Origin of the sequence: Stenotrophomonas sp. 3diitr2024 (genome assembly GCF_042136455.1) — a bacterium.
Taxonomy (GTDB): Bacteria; Pseudomonadota; Gammaproteobacteria; order Xanthomonadales; family Xanthomonadaceae; genus Stenotrophomonas; species Stenotrophomonas sepilia.
In genome coordinates this window covers 1-1469 of sequence record NZ_JBHHMJ010000178.1, presented here as the reverse complement: position 1 = coordinate 1469, position 1469 = coordinate 1, and the positions used below count along the sequence as shown (strand labels likewise).

The window sequence follows — 1469 nt, the reverse complement described above, 5'->3', positions numbered from 1 at the left end:
CTCCGTCGGCAAGGTCGCCGAGGGCTCCAGCCTGGTCCACCAGGCCGGCAGCACCATGGGCGAGATCGTCGCCTCGGTGCAGCGTGTGACCGACATCATGGCCGAGATCTCCGCCGCCTCGCAGGAACAGAGCGCGGGCATCGAGCAGGTCAACCAGACCGTGGTGCAGATGGACGAGACCACCCAGCAGAACGCCGCACTGGTGGAGGAAGCCACCGCCGCCGCACGTGCGATGGAGGATCAGGCCGTGCAGCTGGGTGAAGCCGTGGCCCGCTTCCGGCTGGCATCGCACGGCACGACGGCCATTCCGGCACGCCCGCTGGCGGCACCGGTACCGCGCCAGGTCGCCGCCGCCGCACCGGCGGCAAGAACGGTCCCGGCACGTGCGCTGCGCACCGCGACAGCCCAGCCGGCACTGGCTGCCGACGGCGACTGGCAGGAGTTCTGACAGAACCACGGGGTCAGATCCCTTTCCCGCAGGAAAGGGATCTGACCCCTTACGCGTAGAAAGTGATGCAAATCTCACTTCATAATCCGGTGCAGAGGCCGATATCCCCATCGAGCCTCGCACCAACGCGTGCTGGCGCCCGCCCCTGACCGTAGATTCCATGTCCGACGGCAACGACACTGCAGTGCATGATGTCCACGCGGCCGACGCCGCTGACGAGCGCTTCCTGGTCCGCAACCCGCGCCAGCTGCGGCAGCTGCTGCGCTCGCTGATCGACCAGCGATCACTGATCAACGCGCACATCGACGGCCGTGACCGTTCGTTCCCCACTGCGCTGCTCGACCTCGACGAGGACGAGGACTACCTGCTGCTCGATGGCAGCCCGCAGGAAGCCTCCAACCGCGCCGCCGAGCAGGCCGATCACCTGCTGTGCTTCGCCCAGCTCGAACGGGTGCTGGTGCGTTTCCGCCTGCACGAACTGCAGCGCGTGGACAACGACGGCCACGTGGCCTTCCGCGCTCCGCTTCCGGAAGAACTGGTGCACCTGCAGCGCCGCGAGCTGTATCGGCTGGAGACCCCGGTCACCGACTCACCGCAGCTGCTGCTGCCCCCCGGCGAAGCGCGCGCCGAAGCGTTGTCGATGCGCGTGGTGGACATCAGTGGCGGTGGCCTGGCCGTGGTGGTTCCCAATGACTGCGCGGTGTTCGGCCTGCAGAAGCGCTATCCGGCGCAGCTGTCGCTGCCGGACGGCCCCGACCTGGACATCGCGCTGGTGGTCTGCAACCTGTTGCCCCAGCGCCAGCCCAACGGCATCGAGGTCAAGCGCGTGGGCATGCGCTTCGACAGCCTGCCGCGCGGCGCCGACAGCGCCATCCAGCGCTACATCTTCCGCATCGACCGCCAACGCAAGGCACGCCGCAACGGCGAGCTCTGAGGCCGCCCGACCGGTAGTGCCGGCCGATGGCCGGCAACCCTGGAACGCATGCCGGGGTCAGATCCCTTTTCCCTGAAAAGGGATCTG

General features: G+C 68.2%; 2 protein-coding genes. Both read left to right on the top strand.

Features of this window, described 5'->3' with window-relative positions:
- The coding region (locus ABGA94_RS04235; RefSeq protein ID WP_375366485.1) for a methyl-accepting chemotaxis protein at positions 1 to 448 on the top strand (448 nt) is incomplete at its 5' end.
- A 160-nt stretch (positions 449 to 608) separates the two neighbouring features.
- On the top strand, positions 609 to 1382 hold the full coding sequence (locus ABGA94_RS04230) for a flagellar brake protein (RefSeq protein ID WP_005416413.1): 774 nt from the start codon (positions 609 to 611) through the stop codon (positions 1380 to 1382).
- Positions 1383 to 1469: the final 87 nt, after the last annotated feature.

Coding starts and splice junctions, on each gene's coding strand:
- ABGA94_RS04230 (WP_005416413.1), top strand. CDS start 609: ATGTCCGACGGCAACGACACTGCAGTGCATGATGTCCACGCGGCCGAC.